At 68.7% G+C, this 6,178-nt stretch carries 1 protein-coding gene; it reads right to left on the bottom strand.

What is annotated here, in order from left to right:
- The coding region (locus tag ABD371_RS35570; RefSeq protein WP_344486870.1) for an amino acid adenylation domain-containing protein at window positions 1-6,178 on the bottom strand (6,178 nt) is incomplete at both ends.

The following is a 6,178-nucleotide window of genomic DNA, read 5'->3' as shown; positions in this document are numbered from 1 at the left end:
CACGGATCCAGCCCGTCCACGGCCGCCTTCATCTCCTCGCCGACCAGACCGTTCAGTCCGTCTCCGGCCAGCCCGGTCGCGTCCACTCGGCGCAGGAGCCGCCCGGCGAGGCCGTCGCCGGGCTCGGTAACGATCAGCTTCCGTACGGTGCCGGCCTCCTCCAGGCGTGCCCTCAGGATGTCGTGGTGATCGACCAGCGCCTGAACCGCGTCCGTCAGGACCGTGAAGTCGAGCCCCACCGGGGTCTCCACCATCGCGGACAGAACAACCTGCCCCAGCTTCTCCGCACCCACCCGCTCGATCAGCTCATGCATGACCGGCGTCAGCGGAATCTCACCCACACCCGCATCACCACCGCCCACCGCGGCACCCTCACCCACCACACCGGCCACCACAGCCAGCCCCTCCGGGCTCTGGCGTTCGAAGACCTGGCGGGCGGTGATGACCAGCCCCGCCTTACGGGCACTCGACACCAGCAGCATCGACATGATCGAGTCGCCGCCCAGCTCGAAGAACGAACCGTCGGCACTGACCCGCTCAAGCCCCAACACCTCGGCGAACAACGCGCACAGCGTCTCCTCCACCGGAGTTACCGGAGCACGCCCACCACTTTCCCCCGCATCGGGGACCGGGAGCGCGGCCTTGTCGAGCTTGCCGTTGACGGTCAGCGGGAGGACGTCCAGGACAAGGACGCTCGCCGGAACCATGTACTCCGGCAGCCGGTCCCCCGCGAACCGCTTGAGCGCCTCGGCGTCAAAACTGTCGGCGGTCGTGGGCACGGCGTAGGCGACCAGGCGCTTGTCACCCGGCCGGTCCTCACGGACGATCACCGCGACCTGACCGACGCTCTCGTGCGCGGCGAGTACGGACTCGACCTCGCCCGGCTCGACTCGGAAGCCACGGATCTTCACCTGCTCATCCGCACGCCCCGCGAACCACAGCTGACCGTCCGCACTCCAGCGGGCCAGGTCACCCGAGCGGTACATCCGCCCGCCGAACGGGCTCGCCACGAAACGCTCCGCCGTCAGGTCGGCGCGCCCCGCATAGCCCCGGGCCAGGCCGTCACCCGAGACGTACAGCTCACCGGTCACACCGACCGGGACCGGCTGGAGGAAACCGTCCAGGACGAAGACCCGGGCATTGCCGATCGGGCTCCCGATCGCCGGAGGCTGATCGTCCGGGGTCATCCCGGCGTCGAGAGGAACGGCGGTGGTGATGACGGTCGCCTCGGTCGGACCGTAGGTGTTCCAGACCCGGGAACCAGCGAGCCACCGACTCGCCAGATCGGCATTGAGCCGCTCGGCACCGAGGACCCAGTTCCGCACCCCGGGCACCGCCGCCGGGTCGAGGACCCCGAGGAGTGAGGGGACGACGCTCGCGACCTCGACACCGGAGGTGCGGATCATCTCCGCCAACGCCTCCGGCTCCCGCCGCTCCTCACCCGACGCGATCGCCAGCGTTCCACCAGCGGCGAGAGTGACCGCGACATCGAGCACGGCCGCGTCGAAGCTGAAGGAAGCGAACTGAAGCGCCACCACCCCTTCAGCCACACCCAGCGCGGGACGCATCGCCAGCGCCAGATTCGCCACCCCGCCATGAGCGACCGCCACACCCTTCGGACGACCCGTCGAACCCGACGTATAGATCACATACGCCAGCTGGTCCGGGCTCACGCTCACGCCGAGCGGCTCGGCAGAACCCGCTCCGACCTCGTCCAGGCGCACAACGGGCACGTCGATCCCGGGAATCTCCGCCCCCAGGACGAGCACCGCGCCGCTGTCGGCGACCATGTACGCGAGCCGGTCGGACGGGTACTCCGGGTCCAGCGGTACATACGCCCCGCCCGCCTTCCACACCGCGAGCAGCGCCACCACCATGTCGATCCCACGCGGCAGGCACAGACCCACCACCCGCTCCCGACCCACACCCGCAGCGACCAAGTACCGGGCCAGCCGGTTCGCCTGCCCGTCCAGCTCCCCGTACGAGAGAACATCACCGCCGCACCGGACCGCCGGCACCTCAGGCACGCTCGCGACACGCTCCGCGAACAGATCCAGGAACGTGTCCGCCTCAACCGGCAGAGCCGTGTCGTTCCACTCCGACACCACCCACGACCGCTCGACCTCGTCCAACACGGTGATCTCACTCAGCCGCACATCCGGATCAGCCGCCACCTGCTCCAGCACCCGACCCAAACGCCGCGCCAAACCCTCAACCGTCGCCGCGTCGAACAGATCCGTCGCATACAGAATCCCGCCACCGATACCCGCAGGACCACCCTCCGCATCCCGCTCCTCAACGAGGTCAACAGAGAGGTCGAACCGGGCAGCCAACTCCGATGCGGGCGGCAGGGGCGCGACCTCAAGGCCGGGCAGTTCCCAGCGCGCCTCCGGGACGTTCTGGAGCGCCAGCATCACCTGGAACAGCGGGTTCCGGGAGAGCGAACGAACCGGACTCAGGACATCCACCAGCCGCTCGAACGGCACGTCCTGATGCGCGTAGGCGGACAGATCCGTCTCTCGGACCCGACTCACCAGTTCGGTGAAGGTGGGGTCGCCGCTGAGGTCGGCGCGGAGGACGAGGGTGTTGACGAAGAAGCCCGCCAGGTCGTCCAGGGCCGCATCACCTCGGCCAGCGATCGGGGTGCCGAGGGGGATGTCCTCGCCCGCGCCCATCCGGGAGAGGAGTACGGCCAGCGCGGCATGCGCGACCATGAACATGGTCGCCCGGCCGCGCCCGGCGACCTCCACCAGACCGGCGTGCGCCTCAGGGCCCACACGCAGGGGGACCGTGCGGCCTTCGAACGACGGCATGGGTGGCCGCGGCCGGTCGCCCGGGAGCCTGAGCTCCTCCGGCGCGCCTTCCAGCGCCTCCCGCCAGTGGCTGATCTGACTGGAGATCAGACTGTCCTCGTCGTCCAGGTCGCCGAGGACTTCGCGCTGCCAGAGCGCGTAGTCCGCGTACTGGACCGGCAGCGGCTCCCAGCCCGGGACCCGGCCTTCATGGCGGGCGGTGTAGGCCGTGCCCAGGTCGCGCGAGAGCGCGCCCATCGACCAGCCGTCGACCGCGATGTGATGCGCCACGATCAGCAGGACGTACTCCGAAGGACCAGTCACCAGCAGCCAGGTCCGCCAGGGCAGATCGACGCTCACGTCGAAGCCTCGGGCCGAGTGGGCGGTCACGACTTCTTCGAGTTGGCTCTCCGTGGTCTCGACCACGATGAGCGGGGGTCGCCCGTCGGTGCCTTCGAGGATGTGCTGGCGGGGTGCGCCGTCGGTCTCGGGGAAGACGGTCCGCAGGCTCTCGTGCCGGTCGGCCACATCACCGAGAGCCGCCTCCAGCGCCGCGACATCCAGCTCACCCGAGAGCCGGAGAGTCAACGGCAGGTTGTACGCCGCGTCGGCACCCGAGTCGGCTTCATCGAGCCGGTTGAGGAACCACATCCGCTGCTGCGCGTAGGAGAGGGGTACCGCGTCCGGCCGTTCCCGGCGCGTGAGCGCGATACGGGTCTCACCGTCCGTCTCGTCGATCAGGCCGGCCAGCCCCGCCACGGTGGCTGCGGTGAACAGGTCTCGGATGCTGACTTCGGTGTCGAGGACGGAACGGACCCGGGCGATCAACCGCATCGCGAGGAGCGAGTCACCCCCCAGCTCGAAGAACGACACCTCCGCGCCGACCCGGTCCAGACCCAGCACCTCGCCGAACAGGCCACACAGGACCTCCTCCACCGGGGTCGCCGGACCACGACCACCCGCCGTCCCACCCGCGAACTCCGGCACCGGCAGCACACCCCGGTCCAGCTTCCCGTTCACCGTCAACGGCAGCGAACCGAGCACCACCACCGCCGCCGGAACCATGAACTCCGGCAACCGCTCCCCCACGAACTCCCGCAACACCACCGCATCAACAGCGGAAACACCAGCCGTACCGGCGGGGACCACATACGCCACCAGCCGCTTGTCACCCGGCCGGTCCTCACGCACCACCACCGCGACCTGACCCACCGACTCATGCCCGGCCAGGACCGCTTCGATCTCACCCGGCTCCACCCGGAACCCACGGATCTTCACCTGCGCATCCGCACGACCCGCGAACACCACCTCACCGTCCGGAGTCCACCGCACCAGATCCCCGGTGCGATACATCCGCACACCCACCTCGAACGGACTCGCCACAAACCGCTCAGCCGTCAACCCCGGACGGCCCCCATACCCACGAGCCAGCCCAGCACCCGACACATACAACTCACCGTTGACGCCCACCGGCACCGGCCGCAGAAACTCGTCCAGCACGAACAGCTTCGTGTTGTCCATCGGCCGCCCGATCGGCAGCACCTCCGCCGCCACCCCACCCGGCTCGACCGTATGCACCGTCACAATCACGGTCGTCTCCGTCGGACCATACACATGACGCACCGTCAACCCCGGGCACGCCCCACGCACCGCCGCCACCGCACCGGCGGCCATCACATCCCCACCGGTCAACACGTCCGACACACCCGCCAAAGCCCCCGGAGACTCCTCAGCCAGCACACCGAACAACCCCGAGGACATGAACATCCCCGTCACACCATGAACACCCACCAACCCAGCAAGCGCCTCCCCGTCCACCAACCCCGGCGGAGCCACCACCACACAACCACCATGAACCAACGGCACCCACAACTCGAACGTCGACGCATCGAACGTATGAGGCGAATGCAGCAACACCCGACCCCGAGCCGCCTCACTCCACGACGAATCCGACACCAACGCCGCCACCGCCGAATGCGGAACCTCCACACCCTTCGGCACACCCGTCGAACCCGACGTATACATCACATACGCCACATCAGCGCCACTCACCTGCACAGCGGGCACTCCATCAGGCCCCGTCAGCAGGGTTTCGGCAGGGACGACCTCCACCAGAACCTCGGAGACCTCCCGGTCCGCGACGATCAGTGCGACGTCCTCCAGCACCACCCGCGCACGAGCGGCCGGCCACGACGCGTTCACCGGAACGAACGCACCACCCGCCTTCGCCACACCCAGCAGCACCGCCACCAGATCGACGGACCGCTCCATCACCACACCGACCCGGTCCCCACGACCCACACCACGAGCCACCAGACCACAAGCCACCCGATCAGCAGCCGCGTTCAATTCCCCGTACGACCACTCACCATCCCCACCGACCACCGCGACCGCGTCCGGCGAACGAACAGCCCGAGCCTCGAACAACCCCACGAACGACTCACCCAGCACCGGACGCGACGTGTCATTCCACTCCGACACCACACGCCCGAACTCGGCCTCGCCCAGCACCTCCACCCGGCTCAGCAGAGCGTCCGGAGCAGCCGCCATCTCACCCAGCAACCGCAACAACCGCTCCAAAAGCCCCCGCGCCTCACCCGCCGAGAACAGATCCGGACGGTAATTGATCCGCAACTTCAGACCACCCACCGGCCCAGCGATCAACCCCAACGGATAACTGATCGACTCCCGAATCCCCGACTCGAACACCCTCACTCCGGCCGGACCGGCGAGGTCTCCTTCGGCACCGCCCGTCGGTGCCTGGCTCTTCACTCCGGAGAAGAAGTTCTCGAAGGCGAGGATGGTGTCGAAGGTGGCTCCCGCGCCCGCCAGGCGCTGGATGTCGCTCAGGCTCAGATACTGGTAGTCCATCAGCGCGGACTGCTCGGCCTGGAGCTCCACCAGCATGCCCGCCACCGTCTGCGCGGGGTCGAACCGTACCCGTACCGGAACGGTGTTGATGAACAGGCCCAGCATCGATTCCATACCGGGCAGATCAGCCGGCCGCCCCGCGACGCTCGCGCCGAACACCACGTCCCGGCGGCCCAGCAGCTTCGCCACCAGCAGCGCCCACGCCGCCTGCACCACCGTATTCAGCGTCACACCATGAACACGGACCAACTCCCGCAGAGCAGCGTTCAGAACCTCGTCAGCCTCACCCGACACCACCTCGCCATGCACCAGCGCGGCATCCCGATCCACCGGAGCCACCAACGTCGGCTCCTCAGCCCCGGCCAGTACCTGTCGCCACGCTTCCTGTGCGGCGTCCTTGTCCTGGCGGGCGAGCCATTCCAGATAGCCGCGGTACGGGGTGACGGCGGGCAGACCGGCCGTGCTGCCCCCGGCCTCGTACGCGGTCCACAGCTCCTGCATCAGGATCGGCAGCG

The organism is Streptomyces amakusaensis (assembly GCF_039532665.1).
GTDB lineage: Bacteria > Actinomycetota > Actinomycetes > Streptomycetales > Streptomycetaceae > Streptomyces > Streptomyces amakusaensis.
This window is presented reverse-complemented; position numbering and strand designations above follow the sequence as displayed.